19 protein-coding genes and 1 tRNA gene are annotated in these 17,900 nt (G+C 49.8%); 9 read left to right on the forward strand and 11 right to left on the reverse strand.

Features of this window, described 5'->3' with window-relative positions; all coding sequences use genetic code 11:
- Positions 1 to 73: 73 nt before the first annotated feature.
- On the forward strand, positions 74 to 826 hold the full coding sequence (locus X965_RS14645; protein WP_015422839.1) for a TSUP family transporter: 753 nt from the start codon (positions 74 to 76) through the stop codon (positions 824 to 826).
- Positions 827 to 950: 124 nt separating this feature from the next.
- Complete coding sequence (locus X965_RS14650) at positions 951 to 1,175, forward strand: hypothetical protein (RefSeq protein WP_036423234.1); 225 nt, start codon at positions 951 to 953, stop codon at positions 1,173 to 1,175.
- Between the two features lie 327 nt (positions 1,176 to 1,502).
- Here the strand turns inward: X965_RS14650 and X965_RS14660 are convergent, their stop codons facing one another.
- On the reverse strand, positions 1,503 to 2,132 hold the full coding sequence (locus X965_RS14660) for a ParB/RepB/Spo0J family partition protein (RefSeq protein WP_004238015.1): 630 nt from the start codon (positions 2,130 to 2,132) through the stop codon (positions 1,503 to 1,505).
- Between the two features lie 18 nt (positions 2,133 to 2,150).
- The gene (locus X965_RS14665) at positions 2,151 to 3,377 is read right to left on the reverse strand and encodes a phosphoadenosine phosphosulfate reductase (RefSeq protein WP_032098699.1); all 1,227 of its coding nucleotides are present in this window, start codon (positions 3,375 to 3,377) and stop codon (positions 2,151 to 2,153) included.
- Between the two features lie 232 nt (positions 3,378 to 3,609).
- Here X965_RS14665 and X965_RS14670 point away from each other — a divergent pair, with 232 nt between their 5' ends.
- Positions 3,610 to 4,083 (forward strand): cold-shock protein, encoded by a 474-nt coding sequence (locus X965_RS14670; protein ID WP_032098716.1) that lies wholly within the window; start codon positions 3,610 to 3,612, stop codon positions 4,081 to 4,083.
- 63 nt (positions 4,084 to 4,146) lie between these two features.
- Here X965_RS14670 and X965_RS14675 read toward each other — a convergent pair.
- The 3 genes from X965_RS14675 to X965_RS14685 all read right to left on the reverse strand — a co-directional run bounded on the left by X965_RS14675 (position 4,147) and on the right by X965_RS14685 (position 6,324).
- A tRNA-Pro gene (locus X965_RS14675) sits at positions 4,147 to 4,223 on the reverse strand.
- 76 nt (positions 4,224 to 4,299) lie between these two features.
- On the reverse strand, positions 4,300 to 6,069 hold the full coding sequence (gene yejM, locus X965_RS14680; RefSeq protein WP_036418618.1) for an LPS biosynthesis-modulating metalloenzyme YejM: 1,770 nt from the start codon (positions 6,067 to 6,069) through the stop codon (positions 4,300 to 4,302).
- Positions 6,070 to 6,096: 27 nt separating this feature from the next.
- Positions 6,097 to 6,324 (reverse strand): YejL family protein, encoded by a 228-nt coding sequence (locus X965_RS14685; protein ID WP_004238019.1) that lies wholly within the window; start codon positions 6,322 to 6,324, stop codon positions 6,097 to 6,099.
- A gap of 232 nt (positions 6,325 to 6,556) precedes the next feature.
- Between X965_RS14685 and yejK the strand changes: the two genes are divergently transcribed.
- Entirely contained in the window at positions 6,557 to 7,561 is a 1,005-nt protein-coding gene (gene yejK, locus X965_RS14690; protein ID WP_004238021.1) for a nucleoid-associated protein YejK, read from the forward strand.
- 78 nt (positions 7,562 to 7,639) lie between these two features.
- Here the strand turns inward: yejK and rplY are convergent, their stop codons facing one another.
- Entirely contained in the window at positions 7,640 to 7,921 is a 282-nt protein-coding gene (gene rplY / locus X965_RS14695) for a 50S ribosomal protein L25 (protein ID WP_004238022.1), read from the reverse strand.
- Between the two features lie 172 nt (positions 7,922 to 8,093).
- On the reverse strand, positions 8,094 to 9,854 hold the full coding sequence (locus X965_RS14700; protein ID WP_036418619.1) for a DEAD/DEAH box helicase: 1,761 nt from the start codon (positions 9,852 to 9,854) through the stop codon (positions 8,094 to 8,096).
- Positions 9,855 to 10,085: 231 nt separating this feature from the next.
- Here X965_RS14700 and rsuA point away from each other — a divergent pair, with 231 nt between their 5' ends.
- From rsuA to X965_RS14715, 3 genes are all read left to right on the forward strand, one after another.
- Positions 10,086 to 10,781: a 16S rRNA pseudouridine(516) synthase RsuA gene (gene rsuA, locus X965_RS14705; RefSeq protein ID WP_004238026.1), complete on the forward strand. Its 696-nt coding sequence runs from the start codon at positions 10,086 to 10,088 to the stop codon at positions 10,779 to 10,781.
- A 37-nt stretch (positions 10,782 to 10,818) separates the two neighbouring features.
- Positions 10,819 to 12,003, forward strand: a complete 1,185-nt coding sequence (locus tag X965_RS14710) for a Bcr/CflA family multidrug efflux MFS transporter (RefSeq protein ID WP_024473455.1) — start codon at positions 10,819 to 10,821, stop codon at positions 12,001 to 12,003.
- A 512-nt stretch (positions 12,004 to 12,515) separates the two neighbouring features.
- A complete protein-coding gene (locus tag X965_RS14715) occupies positions 12,516 to 12,860 on the forward strand; it encodes a hypothetical protein (RefSeq protein ID WP_036418621.1) in 345 nt (114 codons plus the stop codon).
- Positions 12,861 to 12,974: 114 nt separating this feature from the next.
- Here the strand turns inward: X965_RS14715 and mepS are convergent, their stop codons facing one another.
- Together mepS and X965_RS14725 are read right to left on the reverse strand one after the other, a co-directional pair.
- On the reverse strand, positions 12,975 to 13,529 hold the full coding sequence (gene mepS, locus X965_RS14720) for a bifunctional murein DD-endopeptidase/murein LD-carboxypeptidase (RefSeq protein ID WP_004240669.1): 555 nt from the start codon (positions 13,527 to 13,529) through the stop codon (positions 12,975 to 12,977).
- A gap of 328 nt (positions 13,530 to 13,857) precedes the next feature.
- Entirely contained in the window at positions 13,858 to 14,577 is a 720-nt protein-coding gene (locus tag X965_RS14725) for a phosphatase PAP2 family protein (protein ID WP_004238031.1), read from the reverse strand.
- 360 nt (positions 14,578 to 14,937) lie between these two features.
- Here X965_RS14725 and X965_RS14730 point away from each other — a divergent pair, with 360 nt between their 5' ends.
- Together X965_RS14730 and X965_RS14735 are read left to right on the forward strand one after the other, a co-directional pair.
- On the forward strand, positions 14,938 to 15,267 hold the full coding sequence (locus X965_RS14730) for a type 1 fimbrial protein (protein WP_004238032.1): 330 nt from the start codon (positions 14,938 to 14,940) through the stop codon (positions 15,265 to 15,267).
- Positions 15,268 to 15,443: 176 nt separating this feature from the next.
- A complete protein-coding gene (locus X965_RS14735) occupies positions 15,444 to 15,782 on the forward strand; it encodes a type 1 fimbrial protein (protein ID WP_004240668.1) in 339 nt (112 codons plus the stop codon).
- Positions 15,783 to 15,873: 91 nt separating this feature from the next.
- Here X965_RS14735 and yeiP read toward each other — a convergent pair whose 3' ends face one another.
- Positions 15,874 to 16,446 (reverse strand): elongation factor P-like protein YeiP, encoded by a 573-nt coding sequence (yeiP, locus tag X965_RS14740; RefSeq protein WP_004238035.1) that lies wholly within the window; start codon positions 16,444 to 16,446, stop codon positions 15,874 to 15,876.
- A gap of 151 nt (positions 16,447 to 16,597) precedes the next feature.
- Positions 16,598 to 17,845 (reverse strand): tryptophan permease, encoded by a 1,248-nt coding sequence (mtr, locus tag X965_RS14745; RefSeq protein ID WP_036418623.1) that lies wholly within the window; start codon positions 17,843 to 17,845, stop codon positions 16,598 to 16,600.
- Between the last annotated feature and the right edge of the window lie 55 nt (positions 17,846 to 17,900).

The following is a 17,900-nucleotide window of genomic DNA, read 5'->3' on the forward strand; positions in this document are numbered from 1 at the left end:
CAGGGGCGGCATCACTTTTTCGGATGCGTGCTTTTTATATACTGAATATCCCTGCCATTTAAAGTGTCTTTCCATGAGCATAACATTTCTTATTGTCATGTTTTTTGTCGCCGTGGCCGCCGGATTTATCAACGTGGTGTCAGGCGGTGGTGGTTTTCTGTCGATTACCGCACTGCTGATTTCCGGGTTACCGCCTGCTAACGCACTGGCAACAAATAAGATGCAGGCACTGGGCAGTTCATTAACATCCGGTATTTATTTCTTGCGTCAGGGGCGGATTGATTTAAAGAATAATAAATGGGTATTTATTGCGACATTCTTCGGTGCCGCATCCGGCACGATTTTTGTGCAGTTTATTGATCCGACTTTTCTGAAAAAATTACTGCCGGGATTAATTATCAGTGTCACGCTGTACTTTATTTTTGCACCCGATATCACTAAATCCAAAGAAAAACAGCGTGTTTCTTTTTTCCTGTTTTCATTTATCTGCGGCGGCGGTGTCGGGTTTTATGACGGATTCTTAGGTGCCGGTGCCGGGACATTTTATACCATCAGTTATATGCTGCTGTTAGGATACCGGATAGATAAAGCACAAATTCACTCCAATTTCCTGAACCTGGCCTCCAATACCTCGTCCGTTATCTTTTTTATCGCAGGCGGTAAAATGATGTGGTCGCTGGGATTACTGATGTTTGCCGGACAAGCTATCGGGGCGCGGCTGGGGGCCGGTGTGGTACTGAGCTCCGGGCTGAAAGTCATAAAACCGATGATTATTCTGGTCTCTGCCGGGATCAGCACCAAAATGTTATTTGATATGTATTTTTGACAGGGACAAAATCACCGGAAGAGTACGACACACTTCAGCGATGATCATTAAAAATGAGAGTCAGCTGCTACCGCACCGGGTTGATCCTTTCACCGTTCTGACGGAAGTCACCCGGAAAGATAACGTGATTATCCTGAATTATCAGGTTACTGGTCTGCCGCCGGAATTATTCAGAGAAGAAAAATCGGTAAATAAAATGCAGGGCATTCTGACAGGGAAATATTGTCAGGACTCGGCCATCATGCGGTTATGGCAACTGGCGTTCCCGTCGGGGTTACAGCATAACTATTTTTCGGACGGCACCCGGGTGATGCAGATAAATATTAAACCATCAGATTACGGGGCGTAAATTTGTCAGTGTGTTTTCTGTATTTTTGGTTATTTTTACCGGATAGGCTCTTCCCGTGGTGTCTGTCCGGTAAATAAGATGAATTTCACCGTCGCCGGGCTGTCCGGCAATATCTTCAGGGGTTAACTGCCCGCTGTATTTACACTGTCCGATAGCTGTAATATCAATTTTTGCCTGTGCGGCAGACATCGTTATTAAAAGCAAAAGCAGGGAATATCTCAGCAAAATGATCTCCGTCAGCAGGGGGTAACTATATTGCCATAATCTGTTTTTTTATCCGCAGATATCCCGGTAAACCGCATCCGGACCGGATAACAGCGGAATGATTTATTTTACTGTCCAGGCTTCAGAAAATTCCCGCTCAGAAAATAGTTCAGCCAGACCGCTGATTTGCTTAAGCCGTAATACTTCATCCGGCGACATTCCCAGTTCCTCTCCGATTCTTTCATCGCTCCAGCCCAGTCGTGATAAGTCCCGGACAATATCTGACATCGCGGTAACCTGATGCTGTCCGCGGGCCCGGTTATGGCGGATAGTAACGGCCATCTGTTCAGCAACTCCGTGATTTTCCGTATCGAGCAGCGTTACCGGCAGGTATCCGTTAAGTCGTTTTTTCAGTGCATTTTTCCGGCTTAATAAATAACGATGATAGCCATCAACCACCTGCAAGTCTGAGCGGTCGTGCGGAGATGGCAGCACAACAACCGGCTGGGTATAACCGTCTTTGGTCAGAGACGTTTCCAGCAATTTTTTCTCCGAGGGTGACATCACGTTCGGATTATAATCATTTGCGGTCACCTGTGCCCGCTTTACCCACAGCACACAATCGACCGGTTCATCTTTAAACGGACTGCGCTGATGTAAAAAAAGTTTTATCCGGTTGAGTGCCTCAATTGTTTGTTCTTCATTATCCAGTCCGTTCAGATAGTTTTCCAGTAAAGAGAGTACTGTTTTCATATTTATGTTATCCGTCTGCTATATCAGTTGCCAGTCTTTGCGTTTTGCCTGTATGCGCCTGCAATACTTGTCGTAGCAATGAGATTTGGTCGGGCTGAATGCCAGTGAGCGGCACCAGAAATCATTACGTAAAAGGGTTTTGCAGATCCGTCGCCAGGACGGAATATCTTTACTGCCTGTATCACCGGATTGTTCATCCGGGATCCCGTCCGGATAATCCCGCTCTGCATACCAGTGCAGATAGACCGCAATTTTGTTCCGGTAGTGTTCTGCGGTTTTTTCCGGCAGGCTGGCCAGTAAAAAACGGGCGTAGGATTTCCAGGTATGACCGGCAGGCTTGCTGATTTGGCGGGAACCGAAAAAACCGGCTTTATTTCCGGGTCGTGTGTACAACATACCGGCATCCGCACCACTGACCCGCGCACAGGCAAGGCTCCATGTTTCCGGCTCCAGGACATGATACAGCCACAACCCTCTGCGCTGTTCCGGGCCGAAGGGTTCACAGATCCGCATTTTACTGAGACTGACACCGGCCTGATGCATCAGATCATAAATCGTATTGTAAGGAAGTCTGCTGCGGGAAATATAAGTCCAGATATCTTTCACATGCCAGTCATAAATCGGGTAACCCATATAATAGAATCCTTCCGGTGATGCGGTTGTCCACGGGATATCATCGGCATAACGCAGTTTCCGGTTATTACTGATGGCGAGAAACCGGTTTAATGATTCATCGGCGCGGATCCCCAGCAGTATGACAGAGCTGTGATGATCTCCGGTGATCCACTGATTAAATGAGGGAGTAAAATCTTCAAAAATAATCCCCGGATGATAGAAGGGAAAGAAATCAGGGTCAGTAATGGCATCTTCCGGTGGTTGCCGGACCCATTTTTTACCGGGTTCCCAGGCCGTCCAGGCCGGTTCATACTGGGAAATACCACTTTCGGTGGTGACAGGCAGCGCTATCCAGTAAAACCGCTGAGTACAGTCGGCATAGAGTGATTTCATGGCAGCAACATGGCTGATAGTAGCGGAATACTGTACTTCCCAGTCGAGAAACATGACATTGAATTTCCGGTGCCGTCTTCTGGCCTCTGCTGCAACCAGATGAAAAAGAACGGTGGAGTCTTTGCCGCCGGAAAAGGAAAGGGTGATTTGTTCAAAAGTATCAAACAGCCATTCAATCCGCTTTTGTGCTGCATCCAGCACGTTTTCTCCGAGCGGAATTTTACGTTTGCAGGACATCTCGATTACCGGAATATAGTTAGTTAATAATATTAATATCTAATCATATTTTGATGATAACAGTAAATTATGGTGTCAGGCTATTATTTAACCGGAATTTCGGTTGGCAGGTAAGAGGGTGCCTGAAGATTACGCCGGATCTCAGCCAAAGGCGTGGTCTGCGCGGGCATTGTCCTTTATACTGCGCGCTGTAATGACTCAGCAACAGATGATTAAGCAGGTGGTAACGGCGATGAACGGAACAATCACAACATGGTTTGAAGATAAAGGTTTTGGGTTTATCAAAGATGAGAACGGGGATAACCGTTATTTTCATGTGGTTAAGGTCGCCAATCCTGACCTGATTAAGAAAAATGCCGCCGTGACATTTGAGCCCGGCACCAATAATAAAGGGTTGTCAGCCTATGCGGTAAAAGTGGTGCCGGAAAGTAAATATGTTTTCATCGCCGGTGAGCGTATTAAGCTGACGGCCATTAAGTCCTTCGTGGTTTACAGTGAGGAAGAAGCGGCAGATACCGGGATTGATAAAGAGAACGCGGTACTGTCTGTCGGCGTGCTGATGAACAACATCAAACCAAAATCCGCCGGTCCGGCCGAAATGCGCACACTCAGAAAACTGGCGATCACCACACAGCACGGCACTACCCTGATTTTCTCAGAAGATGAAATCGATATCGATGAAACGGTGAAAATGCTTAAGGTGTGATGGCTTGTGGATTACAGGCACAAAAAAACCAACCCTAACAGGTTGGTTTTCTTATAAAAACAATGGTCGGCATGACAGGATTTGAACCTGCGACCCCCGACACCCCATGACGGTGCGCTACCAGGCTGCGCTACATGCCGAATGTTATCTATACTACTGTTTTGTTTGGTTAAAGCAAGACGCTACTGTATCAGTTGCGCTTTTTTTATCCCGGGCTCAGTGGGTATCGATAAAGCGTTTCTGCTCTGTCAGAACCTGGAGTAATTCCGCCATATCCGGCTTGGCGTTGCGGATCTTCTCATTATTCTCATCAAAGCGCTGGTATTTACCCTGAGCGGTCAGCAGTGATGCGGAATCCGGCTTGATAATGACCAGATTGCTGTTATCGCCGGTGAATATCCGAGGTTTACGCCGCGTGGTAGTGAACAGATCATCACCCTGAGTGTATTCTCCCGGCGGATTGCTGACGTGCAGCAGTCTCTGCATCAGGGTAGCCATAATATCCGGATGTGCGGTCAGTTTGCTGATGGTTTGTGCCGGGGTATCCGGCCAGTGAATAATCAACGGCACGCGTAACTGGTCGCGGTTAAATTTGCCGTCGGTGACCCAGTTATCCTGTAATTTGGTCATGCTGTGACCAGCACCGGCGGTGATGACAATCACTGTTTTATCCCACTCACCGCGCGCACGGATATCCTGAATCAGTGTGCCCAGCGTGTTATCAATATCTGTCATATCCGGGGCGGAATGACCATCCGGTAATGGTGTGCTGAGGTTAATTAGTGCAAACCACGGCTGATCTTTGCGGGTCTGTTTCAGCCAGAGTGACCAGCGATCTGCCACATCCGCAGAGGCGGTAGCTGTTCTGTTATTGTCCTGTCCGTCACGCAGCGGCGGCAGGCTGTAATCCGCCAGCAGGGCATAGCGGAAGAGCGGGGAGGCAAAGTGTTCTGTGGAGAAGAACCCTGACTGATAATTCTGTGCACTCAGCGCCGTCATCAGTGCGGACGGAATGCGTCCGTTGAGAATACCGTCATAATAGGTACCTGAGATGCCGTAATAGAGCCCGAACTGTGCCCGTTCCGGATTAATTTCACTGCTGTAGTGCTGTGTGAATTGCGTGCTTTCCTCTGCAAACCGGTTCAGGTTCGGCATTGCCTTATCAATATCTTCCCGGCTCAGTGAGGTGAGGGTGATAAGCAGCAAATTGTAGCCGCTGCCATTGTCTGCATAGGTCAGTTTGTTGATCGGGTACTCAACACCCTGGGCGGTCGGGTCGCCGTGCAGAAGCAGTTGCTGCTCATAACTGGTGCTGTCGAGCAGGCCGTGACGCTCCAGGAATTTGCGGGCGGTCATCGGGTAAGAGACCGGCAGGTTATAGCGCTGCATCGTCACCGGGCGGTAGAAATTGGCATCCGCCCAGATATACATAATATGAGAGGTAATAAAGGCGGTGATAAATACCACCGCAACAGGTTTACCGAATTTTTGCCGGTTCAGGCTGCGCAGTTTTTGCCAGCTCCAGGTGCCGAACAGCATTTCGATCAGGAAGATAACCGGGATCGCAATAAAGATAAACTGCCAGCGCCGCGCCATTTCCCCCTGTTCAGGGTTCACGACTAAATCCCACACCACCGGATTTAAATGCAGGCGGAACTGTTCATAGATGCCGATATCAAACAGCAGCAGTGTCAGCCCGGCCGTACCGAGGGCAGCGGATAAAAAGCGCAGAAGCCGTTGTGACATCACCACAAAGGTGAGCGGGAACACAATCAGCAGATAGAGGGCGAATGCCAGGAAACTGAAATGTCCCAGCCAGCTGGTGATGGCGTAAATGCGGCCAATCAGCGTGTCCGGCCAGTCAGAAATAAACAGGTAACGGCTGCTGAGTGCAAGACTCAGCAGGATATTAAACAGGGTGAACCAGTGTCCCCAGCTAATCATCTGGGAAACTTTGTCACCGTATTTCGGACGATACGTTACCATAGAATTTCGTCGTCAGCCGGAATGCGGTCAGTGCGCTTTATCTTCACTGACGGAAGATTGCAGGGCGCGGGCGAAGGATTCAGCAATATGAGCGCGTTGTGACGGCGCTACACTGGTATTGATGAGATTGGTCACCATATTTCCTAACACCATAAGAGAAAGGTCGGTCGGTGTCCGGTTTTTTTCCAGCACACTGACCAGCTCAGCCAGTAACTTTTCAACGTGTTCATCACTGTAGCGGGATGATTGCGGCATAAACGTAGATATCCTGATTGTACAAAGCTCTATATCATAACTGATGAGCGGCCGTATTTCTGCTTTTTGCGGAAAATTATTTCAATTATGGATCCGGTTACGCAGGGAATACGCCATTTTCAGTATGCACGCCGCTGATTATCCTGTCTTGTCACATTCTCCTGTGATTGTGACTTGCGCACAGATTACAACGGTGTTTGAATACGCGCAAACGAGGCCGAAGGAGTAAAAGATGAGTCTGGATATCATTCAGATTGCGTTGCATCAATTGATTAAACGCGACGAACAGACACTGGAAGTAGTGCTGCGGGACACACCACTGGAAAAAACCGCCATTGTTGAGGAAATGATGGCTGAACTGCACCGGGTCTACAGCGCGAAAAGCAAAGCGTACGGTGTGTTTAATGAAGAGAGTGAACTGTCAGAAGCACTGCGTCTGCAGCGGCAGGGCGAGGAAGAGTTTCACGCCTTCACCCGTGCGGCAACCGTCCGCCTGAAGGATGAGCTGGCAAAATACCCGTTTGCCCAGGGCGGCGTGGTGTTATTTGCCCATTACCGCTATCTGGCGGTGGAGTATCTGCTGGTGGCGGTACTCGACAGCTGCCAGAGCATGCTGGTCAACGAGAGCCTGGAGCTTAACAGCACCCATTATCTGGATATTCCGCATGCGGATATTATCGCCCGTATTGACCTGACCGAATGGGAAACCAATCCGGAATCCAGCCGTTACCTGACCTTCCTCAAAGGCCGTGTCGGTCGCAAAGTCTCCGATTTCTTTATGGATTTCCTCGGTGCCGCTGAAGGCTTTAATGCCAAAATCCAGAACAAAGGCCTGTTACAGGCACTGGACGATTACTGCGAGGAGGCTCAGGCGGACAAACAGGAGCGCCAGTCTTACCGCAAACAGGTGTTTGATTACTGCACAGAGCAATTACAGAGCGGTGAAGAGATTCAGCTGACAGAGCTGTCTGCGGAACTGCCGCCGCTGGGTGAGCAGAGCTTTGCGCAGTTTACTCAGGAAAAAGAGTACGGACTGGAGGATTCTTTCCCGGCGGACCGCAGCACATTACGTCAGCTGACAAAATTTGCCGGCAGCGGCGGTGGGCTGACCATTAATTTTGATGCGATGTTACTGGGGGAGCGGATTTTCTGGGATGCGGCCACGGATACCCTGACGATAAAAGGGACACCGCCGAATCTGCGGGATCAGTTACAGCGCCGTGGTAATAAAGGATAGTGAGAGCAGAAATAAATAACGCCGCAAAAGCGGCGTTATTTACTCGGCGTCCCGATTAAAGCTCGATAGGTGGCGTAATTAAGCGCGCAGGAAATCGATGTGTGTCAGTTTTGGCTTGAACGGATGACGCTGTACAGCCTGTACTTTCACTTTGGTTTCTTTACCATCGATAACCAGGTTCAGAACTTCGTAAAATTCTGGTTTAGCTTCCTGGTTGATCAGGACGTCGTGGTCCAGTTCGATGGAAACAGGTTCCTGGTTGCCACCATAAACGATAGCAGGGAACTTGTTTGCGCGACGCAGGCGGCGGCTCGCACCCTTACCCTGCTCTTTACGTAATTCAGCATTGATAGTTAACATAACTTTTCTCTTTAACAAGAGTAAAAAAAATCTTTGCTACAGGCGACCCAGCAGCAAAGTCGGTATTTGGCTTCAGCAGGGTTACCCGTGGTGAAGCGGCGTGCATTTTACCGAAAATGCGGACAAACGGCAAACGAAACCCGGTATAAAACCAAAAAAGCAGCACTCAGGGTTATGCCAGACTGTCAGATTTGCGGAATCGCCCCTGATAATCAAAGATTTTTTCGCGGATTTGCCAGTAGTTCTCTTTTTTGCGTGAGACAACAAAATCCGGGTAACGAAGCAGTACCTGCTGACGGATCACGGATTCTGCATCCTGCCACTGAAAGGGCACACCGGGTGCGCGCAGATGCTGTGCCAGAAACTGTTTTTCAAAGACAAAACGCTGTGCCGGGGTGGTCAGGCGGAAACGTTCGCTGACAGTGGTGCCGTCTTCGTCGTAATAATTGATGGTCAGCCATTCACCGCGGTTATCCTGTCCGGCAGAAAGCGCCATACCGCCGCAGCGCAGCACCAGAGCATCTTTCAGGCGCAGTGCGGCTTTCAGCATGTCGTCCGGGTCACTGAGGACTTCATCACAGTGGCAGCAGCGCCGTGCGGCAATATCATTTTCCCCGTTACAGGACGGGCAGAGTTTAAAGCGGAAACGGAAATCACACTGATGACGGGCAGATTCATCATCCGCATCAATAATTCCCTGACAGCGGCGGCCATAGTGCTCGATGATATGCCCGTCGTCGGTACATAATCCCCAGAACAGATTGGCAAAACCGCATAACGGGCAGAATACCTGCACCGGCTGGCTTTTGCTGTTGGGTTTGTGATTACCGACTTCCGGCATATAAAGGTCGTGCGGGTTTCCGGCGTAATCGAGGATCAGACACTCCGTTTTTCCGGGAGACAGGCGCAGCCCGCGGCCGGCAATTTGCTGGTAGAGGCTGACTGACTCTGTCGGGCGCAGAATGGCAATCACATCCACATGCGGGGCATCAAACCCGGTGGTGAGCACGGAAACGTTGACCAGATAATGCAGCTCCCGCGCTTTGAAATTCCGGATAATCGTTTCCCGCTCTGCGGACGGGGTATCCGCACTGACCAGTGCCGCTTCGCCCGGCGGCAGCAGTGATACAATTTCAGCCGCATGTTCCACAGTGGCGGCAAATATCATGCAACCCTGACGGGGCGCGGCATACTCAATAATCTGGCGGACAATACGCGGTGTGATCCGCTTTTGTTTTTTCACTTCCCGCGCCAGCACCTGCGTGTCAAACATCCCGGCGGCGCTGACCGGTACCTGTGAGAAATCATATTGCAGCACCGGCATATCCAGCCGCTGCGGCGGCACCAGATACTGATGGTTGACCATATAACGCAGCGGCAGTTCATAGATACAATCGCGGAAGAAGCATTCATGATCGCCGCGGATCATGCCATGATAGTGATACTGATAGATCCAGCCGCTGCCCAGCCGGTACGGCGTGGCTGTCAGGCCGAGAATGCGCAGGGCCGGGTTATTTTTCTGCAGATGCTGTATCACCTGCTGATACTGACTGTCTTCGCTGAGGCTGATACGATGGCACTCATCAATAATCAGCAGGGAAAATTTGCCGTCAAAGTCCGCTGTATTACGGGCGACAGACTGCACGCTGCCGAAAATGACTTTTTGTGAAGACTCTTTTTGCGATAATCCGGCGGAATAGATACCGGCATCTAACCCGTAAGCCTGATATTTACTGTGATTCTGCTCTACCAGCTCTTTGACATGCGCCAGCACCAGCACACGGCCGTGTGCCAGCCGCGCCAGTTCGGCGATCACCAGGCTTTTTCCCGCCCCGGTAGGCAGAACAATCACTGCAGGCGTGGTATGTTTGCGGAAATAGAGCAGGGTGGCATCAACAGCCTCCTGCTGATAAGGGCGCAGGGCAAACGTCACAGAAACTCCGGCGGAACAGACAAAATCAGGGCGTCAGCATATCACACTTTGGGCGCGACAATTGACTGCATGACGGCGGATAAACAGCGGAAGCGCCGTCAGAAAGGCGCTGTGATGTTGACGGTTTGTTGTTATAATGATTACTGTGGTTATTATCAAACAAAATTCTTTCATTTTATCTGCTTATCAGCCGGCAGTATGCTGCGGGCGCGTCAGGTTTAAGAGACATTCATGCGATTAGATAAATTTCTTGCCCATCAGATGGGCATCAGCCGGAACCTTGTGGCCAGAGAGCTGCGTGCGGGGATGGTGACTGTGGATGGTGAGGTCGTGAAAAACGGCGCACTGAAAGTCAGCGCGGAGAACGAAGTGGCGTATGACGGCAATGTGATGACACACGTCACCGGGCCGCGCTACTTTATGCTGAATAAACCGCAGGGCTATGTCTGCTCAACGGATGATCCGGTTAACCCGACTATTCTTTATTTTATCGATGAGCCGGTTGCCCATAAACTGCATGCCGCCGGACGGCTGGATATTGATACCACCGGGCTTGTGCTGATGACTGACGACGGGCAGTGGTCGCACCGCATCACCTCACCGAAACATCATTGCGAGAAAACCTACCGCGTCACCCTGGCGGAGCCGGTGGCGGACACTACCGCAGCGCTGTTTGAGCAGGGTGTGTTACTTAACGGCGAACAGCACCCGACCAAACCGGCAAAACTCGAGATTATCACCCCGCAGGATGTGCGGCTGACGATTTCCGAAGGGCGCTATCACCAGGTCAAACGTATGTTTGCCGCTGCCGGTAACCATGTGGACGAACTGCACCGCGAGCGTATCGGCGGCATTGTGCTGGATGACAGCCTGGCGCCGGGGGAATACCGCCCGCTGACTGATGAGGAAATTCAGTCGGTTCTCTGAACACCTTTTTTACTGAATCCAATACGGAGTAACAGGCGTGCAAGTGCAACGTTCGGCCTATTTCGGCCTGATTTTTATCCTGGGGCTGTTATCGATGCTGATGCCTCTGGCTATCGATATGTATCTGCCAAGCATGCCGACCATCGCCCGTGACTTTGGTGTCACTGAGGGCGATGTCCAGATGACACTCAACAGTTACCTGATCGGTTTCGCCGCCGGGCAACTGGTATACGGTCCGATGGCGGATGCGCTCGGCCGCAAGCCGGTGATCCTCGGGGGAACACTGATTTTCGCCCTGGCCTCCGCCGGGTGTGCGATGTCTCAGGATATCGGTACCTTTATCGGGATGCGCGGGCTGCACGGCTTTGCAGCGGCTGCGGCAAGTGTGGTGATCAACGCCCTGATGCGCGATATGTTCACCAAAGATGAATTCTCCCGCAGTATGTCGTTTGTGGTGCTGGTAATGACAGTGGCACCGCTGCTGGCACCGATCATGGGCGGTATGATGATGCTCTGGTTCAGCTGGCACGCGATTTTCTGGACCATCATGATTGCCGCGCTGATCGCTGCACTGCTGGTGCTGTTCTTTATCCGCGAAACCCTGCCGAAAGAGCGGCGTCAGCCGTTCCGGCTGCGGATCATGCTCGGCCAGTTTGTTACACTGTTCCGCCAGAAGCGGGTACTGTGTTATATGGTGGCATCCGGCTTTTCATTTGCCGGGATGTTTTCGTTTTTATCGGCCGGGTCATTCGTTTACATTCAGCTTTACGGGCTGACGGAGCTGGAATTCGGTTACTGCTTCGCGCTGAATATTGTTTTCCTGTTTATTATGACCACCATTAACAGCCGTTATGTCCGCCGTTTCGGCGCACTGAATATGCTGCGCACCGGACTGGTGGTGCAGTTGCTGGCCGGATGCTGGCTGGTACTGGCCGCATCCGCCGATCTCGGCTTTGTGGCTCTGATGATAGGTGTGGCCTGCTATGTGGGGAATATTGCCATGATCACATCAAATGCCATGGCGGTGATTCTGGATGATTATCCGCATATGGCCGGTACCGCCTCATCACTGGCCGGTGTGCTGCGGTTTGGTATCGGTGCGGGTGTCGGTGCGGTGGTGGCTTCATTTAACATGACAACGGTCTGGCCGATGGTCGGCGCGATGGCGCTCTGTATTCTGATTGCCGCCTCTCTGGTGCTGTACGCACGGCGTTTTGCCTGATTTCCTTTCCCTGTTGCCGGTCCGGGTGTCTCCGGGCCGGTCATTTCCCGAATATCAGTAATAGTCGAATGATTACTCCGGATAACTACTCAGTCGTCATTTGGTTGATCTGAGTCATGAAAAGTTACACTAATGTGAATTCTGTTTCACGGCAGAAAGTAACGTATAATATCGTACGCCTTTCTCTTAATTATATAATTAACTGATATTTCATCGTATTTACGGGTATACGGGTCATTACAGCGCGGAATTATATCCTTCTTCATTCAATTTAAGCTATATGATATAAAATAAATCAGTTGAGAAAATTAACAAAACAGTATACAAATAGAGGTAATTGGATTGATGATGTTAACATCCGGCGAAAGAGCACAATGTGTTTTATTACCGGATCGGGAGTAAATCACCGGCGTTTCATCATCCGTGAACACAGAATGTTCGTTAATTCCGAAGGATTGGGTCGGAAAATTTATTTCAGATGATTCACCGGCACAGTAAGACAGGATAATAGTGTGAATAGTAATGCGCTTTCAGTTGTTTCCCGCCTGCCACAGCATTACCGGCTTGCCGGTCATGATGACGGCCGCCGGTTAGAGGCGTTACCGGAATCTTTGCAGAGCAGGGAAGACAGCCTGACCGGTTTAAAATTACTGAGTCACGGCCACCATTCAACATACGACGCACTGTGCGCCATCCGGTCGCACCTGGAAGGATTACAGATTGATAGTCTGATCCTGACCTGGGAAGGGGAGCCGTGCCTGTTTTTACACAGTGATGATGAAAGTACCGCACTGTGTGCCCTGAAAACCGCAGGGGCGGCAATTGCGGAGAATATTTCTGCCCGTTACCCGTTCTGACAGGTAACACTGCCGTTCTGTGTGACGGATTCTGATAAAATGCAGACATAAAAAAAGCTTCCTGAAAAGGAAGCTTTTTCTTGTTAAATAATACACTGCAAGGGAGTGAATGTATTATTTAATTAAACGGCGTCCGTCGTAATAACGGTTGTTCCAGTATTTATCCGTCATGTTTGAGACGATAACACCGTTTGAAGTGGATGCATGGACAAATTTGTCATTGCCGACATAAATACCGACATGGCGCTGACGTTTTCCGGTTTTAAATAACACCAGGTCGCCGGCCTGTAATTTAGCGCGTTTTACGCTGGTGCCGACAGACTGCTGCTCTGCGGTTGAACGCGGCAGTTCCATACCGAACTGGTCAAGGAAAGTCTGACGGACAAATGCGGAGCAATCAATACCGGAGCGGGTGGTGCCGCCGAGGCGGTAAGCAACGCCTTTCCAGCTGGCATACTGAGACATCAGTTTGGATTTAACATCAACATTATTAACTAACTGTTCGAATTCATCCTGAGACGCTTGCAAGATAAAGCTGTTTGTACGGGTTTCAGATTGAACTTGACGGGCTGAATTTGGAGATGTACTGCATGCTGACAATGTCGCCGCGATAATCAATGCCGGAACAATCCGGGTGATATATCTCAGAATTGGTTGAGATGTGACCATGTGTGAGTTTTCCCTTGCAGTCCTTATGTGACAAACGTCACTTTAAAAAACAAAACATATCAACACTAATTAAATCTGTGTATGTGCACAATATGTTTATTCTAAAAACGTGCGGAACGGCACGTTTAATATCCATGAACAATTACTGAGGAAAAATTAATCAGTCATCCGTAAAGGCGTAATTATCGGTGAAATTAATCAATTCCTAATAATCGGACGGATTGATACTACATAAAGGTGCCGGAAATGGCGAGTGAAAAAACCTGTTATTTACAAAACATTAAATTTGTCAGCGAAACAATCAGGATGTGATGTCAAATATGTTTAACTAATGTGAAATTTTCTTTGTAATATCGGATAAACGGGGCATATGGCGTACCAGAAAATTTACACACTGATCACTCAGCGGTGTCAGTAAAATCCAGGGAACCGTGATCAGTGCCAGTGACAGCGAACCGGCCATAATATCGCTGAACCAGTGTGCACCGGCCATTATCCGCGGTAAAGAAAATATAATTGTCAGCAAAACTGCTGCCGCAAAATAACGGAATCCGGCATAACGCCAGACAAAGGCGGCAAAAATGATCAGCATCAGCCCGTGGTCGCCCGGAAAACTGCTTTTTGAGGCATCTTTTGTAAAGATCCCGGTGATATCGCTGACACGGTGAACAGCGTCCAGTTCCAGTGTCGGGCTGAGGCGGTTAAAAGGAATTGCCTGTCCGGCCTGATTAATCAGTACCGCACTTATTACCATCACCACACCTGCCATTACCAGACGGCGTTTACCGTCGCTGTCCTGTTTGCGGAAAGCCGCATAATAGATAAGTCCCATCAGCAGGAGTGCTGCCAGATCAAATGCCCGGTTGTTAATAACCGCAATAAATACAGCCAGTGAATGATTACCGGCGAGCGGGGTATTGAAAAAACGGAAAACAGCATGGTCAGGTAGCGCCCACCAGCCGTGATCAACCGGCAGGTACCAGGAAAGAAACAGCATGATACCGGCGAGGCTGATAAAAAGCGGAAGTGTGATGCGTTGTACTGCCATGACAAAACCTGATGATAATAAAATATTATTACGGAAATAGTTCCGGATAGTCTGACAGAAATACGGATAAGGGTTTATACAGAAAAAGGGAAATAACGCATGTTATTTTTATGTAAAAGTTGTTGGTTTCGTGGTGGCGTCTATAATCATAAGTGAAGAGAGTGATGTAGTTAATAAAGCCGAATGCATATCATAAAATAAGGAATTTCAGATTATAACGCTGAAGGTGTACTAAAAATACGGCTGTTTGTTATAGCGCAGTAAAGATTAGTGACCTATTGTCGATAAGGAATAAGCGAATATTTTTCATCCCGGCGGTAACGGATTGCCTCCGTGAATACTTATCTGAAGAGGTACGTTATGAAAAAGCTACAGTTCTTTATCGCTGCTGCAGGCTTATTAATGAGCAGTTTTGCTCCGGCAACTGAAAGTAAAGGCCAGACAGCATCGGGTGTGATCATTTTTCATGGTGCGATTGTTGAAGGCCCCTGTGCAATGGACTTTCAGACCAATGACATCAGTTCCCGCTGTTACCGCTCCGGGATGAAAAAAGAGCGGCTGAATACCCAGACTATTACCCGTAATACCCGGTCAGTTTCTGATTTGATACCGGCCAATATGGGTGATGCAAAACTTCACTGGATGGATGACAGTAAGCTGATAGCGATGGTTATTGTCAGTTATCTTTAATGCAGACTGAGAATCACAATTAATGCATTCAGAGGAAACCGGAAAAATCGTGTGACGTATCACACCACGATATCTGTTTCCTCTTCTTTTTTTGTGTCCGGCGCGTTATAACAGATACAGCGGTAACGTTAACACGCTGGTCGTCAGTCTGACGAAACAACAGTGAGGTGCCTGTGATGAATCATCTTAAGGCTATTTTCAGTGGTATGTTGTTAAGCTTGTCAGTTATCACACCGGGTGCGGCAGCCGGTGTCAGTGAAGGGACGATTCTGCTGTCCGGCAGTGTGGTGAATGCCGCCTGTGAGGTCAGTGTCCCGGCGGCGGAACAGCCGCAGAACAGTCAGCCGTCATTTGAATATCGCTGCCTGCGCAACGGAGAGCCTGCCAGTGTGCAGGACAGTATCGCTGAAGGTGAACTTGTGCAGGGGCGTCTGCCGCAGTCAATGGGGCGTACGTCTTACTCGGTGCTGAATGAAGAGCGCCGGGAAGCGTATCTGCGGGTGGATTATTTCTGAAGGACGGGAAAAGAACGGCGGGTCAGCCGGTCTCCGCAATGTGCAGAAAACCGGTAACCCGGTAACAGGCAGTTTTTACCGGCTGCGGGAATTAATCCGCGCGGCCCATATAACGGCGTTCCGCGATATGAATGCGGATTTTTTCACCGTTACTCAGGTATTCAGGCACCTGAATCACCAGCCCGGTCGGCATGGTTGCCGGTTTGGTCCGTGCACTGGCGGATGCACCCTTGATGCCCGGGGTGGTTTCAACGATTTCCATATCGACAGTCTGCGGTAACTCCAGCGCCAGCACCTGGCCATCCATTGTCAGTACCTGCATACCCGGCAGACCTTCCTCGGGAATAAACAGCAGTTCTTCTTCGATCTGATCTTTTTTCATCGGATACGGCGTGAAGTCTTCATCATCCATAAAGACATACTCATCACCATCAACATAAGAGAGCTGAACAGCGCGGCGGGTTAAGGTAATGGTCTCAATAATATCATCGCCTTTAAAACGCTCTTCCACTTTCTGACCGGTACGGACATCAGTAAAACGCATTTTATACAGGGTGCTGGCCCCGCGGGCACTTGGCGTCTGGACATCGATATCTTTGACCATCAGCAGCTTGCCGTTATAGCTCACTGCGGTTCCGCGTTTAATTTCATTGGCTTTTGCCATAATTTGTCCCGTTACATAATGAACATCAATAGTAAAGCAGGCCTTAAAGCCTGCCGATTGGCGACAAAATTACTCGCAGTTTTTCCAATGTGCAAGCCCAAATTATCACACCCGCCTGCAGAAATGCAGCGGGTGTGATATCCGGGTGAAATCAGCGGTAAACCGGCAGGAGATCCATCATGGATAAAATATGTGTGACGGCGTTGAGAAGCCCGAACAGAATGATAAAGATGATCATCGCATTGCCGCCCGGCACACGGTAGGCTGCCTGCGGGAAGCGGCGACGGGTGGCTTTTGCCATCAGCGCCGGGACAATCACCGCCCAGATGGTTGCTGCCAGCCCGGCATAACCGATGGCATACAGGAACCCGTCCGGGTACAGCACTGCCAGAATCGCCGGCGGAACAAAGGTAAACACGGCGGATTTCAGGCGTCCGGTGCCGTTATCCTTAAACTTAAAGAAGTCAGCGATGTAGTCAAACAGTCCCAGCGACACCCCGAGGAAGGAGCTGGCCAGCGCCATATAACTGAAGGCATTGAGTAACTGCACCGTAGTGTCACTGTTGATAGCGGCTTTCATCTGGCTTAACAGCGCGGTGATATTGCCGCCTTCCGCGATAACCTGCTTAAAGTTTTCACGCGGGACGTTACCCTGGGCGGCCAGCTGCCATAAGATATAGATCACCAGTGAAATCAGGGAGCCGATAAGCAGACTGCGCACGACGGATTTCGCGTCATTACGGTAATATTTCACCAGACCCGGCACGTTACCGTGGAAGCCGAATGAGGTCAGCAGGAACGGCAGCGCCACCAGTGCATACGGCAGATAACGGGCTTCCGGCTCTTGTGTGTTAAATAATACCGCGGTTTTCACTTCTGTGATCATGCCGCCTGCGGACATCACAAATGCAATCACCATCCCGCCGATTAAAATGGTGCACAGACGGTCAACGGCTTTGGTGGAAATCCAGACAATCACGGCCACCACGGCAGCAAAGAAAATCCCGCTCATCGCCGGGGTGATATTGAGTCCGCGTGCTGCCAGGTTCTCCTGTAACATCGAACCACCGGCCGAGATATATGCATAAGTCAGAATATAGAGCACAAAGGCGATGGAGAGCCCGTTAATTACTGACCAGCCGTTACCCAGCAGATCTTTGGTAATGGTGTGAAAGCTGGAGCCTGACGGATAATTGAGGTTTGCCTCGAGGATCATCAGCCCGGAGGTATACATACAAAACCAGGTGTAAATCAGCAGCAGAACGGAGCCGGTAAACCAGACACCCGCTGTCATCACAGGGATGGAAAACATGCCTGCACCGACAGCGGTACCGGCGATAATCATGGCACCGCCCAGGACGGAAGGGCGTTTGGTTTGTGTTATTGCGTCGCTGCTCATTAAATAAATCCTCCGGTTACTCAGCTCCGTGTACTAGCTTGATGATACGGCGGCA

Source organism: Morganella sp. EGD-HP17 (assembly GCF_000512315.2).
In the GTDB taxonomy this organism is placed as follows: domain Bacteria; phylum Pseudomonadota; class Gammaproteobacteria; order Enterobacterales; family Enterobacteriaceae; genus Morganella; species Morganella morganii.